Raw genomic sequence first — 1945 nt, 5'->3', positions numbered from 1 at the left:
GTCACGACAGCCGGTGCCCTCACCGCAGTGGCTGTCGTATTGCGGACGGGTTTTTGCCTGATCGCCGAGCTGCTCTCAGCACGCAGGGCACGCGGGCGACAGTTGCAATCATTGGCCCTTTTGGCTCGTCGGGACACCAGTGGGCGGTTCCTCATCCTCGATCACGCCGATGCGGCCGCCTATTGCCTGCCCGGACGGCGCAACGAAATAGTGTTCACCTCGGCGGCATTGGACGCCCTCGATGCGGATCAGCGGGCCGCAGTGCTCGCCCATGAGATGGCCCACCTGCGCGGGCGCCATCATCTGATCCTCGCCGCCGCGAACGCCCTCCACCGCGCTTTCCCTCGCGTCCCGGCGTTCCGGATCGCACGCATCGAATTACAACGTCTGGTTGAAATGGAAGCCGACGACCGCGCCGCACGCGGCAGCAGCCGGCTCACCGTGGCTACCGCCGTTGTCCGGCTGGCCGAAGCGCGCAGCACCCCTGCGGCGGCCCTGGGCGCAGGAGGCGCAAGCGCCCTGGCAAGGGTACGCCGGCTCACCACCCCCGGGACGCCCCTTGGAGCCTTGCGCACAACGTTTGCGCTGGCCACGGCCGCAGCGATGCTCGTACTGCCACTGACCGTAGCGGCGACACCGGCCGTTTCCAGTGCCTACGCGCAAACCTGCCCCACCGGGTTCCCCGCTTCCGCCTAATTAGGCGTCCAGCACGGCGCTCCACCCGCCCGCCGGAACACGCTGAGCGTTCCTCGGTCTTGGGACTACCAGCCTACTAAGGTCTATAGTAGGCTGACTGTTACAGGCATGAAGTCAATTCGAGGGCGGTGTAGGGAATGGGCGGATTCATGGACGACGGCATGATGGGCGGGAGCATGTTGGGCGGGGGTATGTTCGGCGCGGCGGTGATCTGGTCGATTGTGGTGGTACTGCTCTTGGCTGTGACTGCGACAGCAGTAGTCCTGATTGCCCGTGCGAGTGGCGCCGGGCACCGGGCCAATCGCCCTGCTACCGCGCAGCAGACCGGCGATATCCTGCGAACCCGCTACGCCAACGGTGAGATACACGTAGAGGAATACCGGCGCCGGATCGCCACCATAAATACGCCCACCTAGCCTTCCAGCGAACCAGCCCCCTCATAGATAACCGATAATCGCCGGTAGAGAATCCGCAGGCTGACTGCACCCTTGCTTGTTACCCATAAATTTGCACCTCCATGACCCACGTCCAGGGCAACCGCCCCGCGGCTTACAAATTCTTACGAGAAAGTGCTTACCCCTATGAACGATGAAGCGATGGATATGACAGCGATGGAAACAGTGATACCGGGCTGGTTGACGCCGGTGTCCTGGCTCTTTGTTGCGCTGGGAGTGATCAGTGCTGCGTTGGTGCTCTACGACATCTACGGTCGTCGCAACCGCCAGCCCAACGCAGCCATGGGCATCGTATGGCCAATTTCTGCCCTCTACCTAGGCCCGTTTGGTCTCTGGGCCTACAACCGGTGGGGGAAAACCCGCAGCAGCACACCGGAGGGCCCGGCGGCACAGTCCGAGAAGGATCTCCACGGCAAGGCGCTTACTGGCAGCACACCGGGCGGAGCCGCTGCAACCGTGGGACACTTCATCGGCGTTCCCCTCGTCGTCGCCAGCGGGCTGACCATCGCCGGAACAAACCTCTGGGTACTGATCATCGTCATCGCGCTACTTGCCATCGCGTTGTTGTTTGTCTATGAGTATTTCTTCGCCTCCCGGACCGGCCGCAGCACGGCAGGGAAAAACGCCGGAGTTGCGTTCCTGACCGCCACCATCACAGTCCTGGCCTTCGACATCGGCATGGGCGGATGGATGCTTTTAATGCACTTCGGCAACTTCATGCCAGCACCCACCGACATCACCTTCTTCTTCCTCATGCAGATCGGACTCGTCCTCGGTTTCCTCACTGCCTACCC

Annotated in this window: 3 protein-coding genes; all 3 read left to right on the top strand. The window is 62.8% G+C overall.

The genetic code is table 11. The features are described 5' to 3' along the window. A partial coding sequence (locus tag ACX80G_RS17090; protein ID WP_459309214.1) for a M56 family metallopeptidase occupies positions 1–696 on the top strand: 696 nt, incomplete at its 5' end. A gap of 137 nt (positions 697–833) precedes the next feature. After that, entirely contained in the window at positions 834–1112 is a 279-nt protein-coding gene (locus tag ACX80G_RS17085; RefSeq protein WP_459309212.1) for an SHOCT domain-containing protein, read from the top strand. Positions 1113–1292: 180 nt separating this feature from the next. After that, positions 1293–1945, top strand: a 653-nt coding sequence (locus ACX80G_RS17080) for a DUF4396 domain-containing protein (RefSeq protein ID WP_459309210.1), incomplete at its 3' end; no start/stop codon positions are given.

Source organism: Arthrobacter glycogeni, assembly GCF_054510815.1.
The sequence above is the reverse complement of the archived record's forward strand: the minus strand, read 5'-3'. Positions and strand labels throughout refer to the sequence as shown.

Coding starts and splice junctions, on each gene's coding strand:
- ACX80G_RS17085 (WP_459309212.1), top strand. CDS start 834: ATGGGCGGATTCATGGACGACGGCATGATGGGCGGGAGCATGTTGGGC.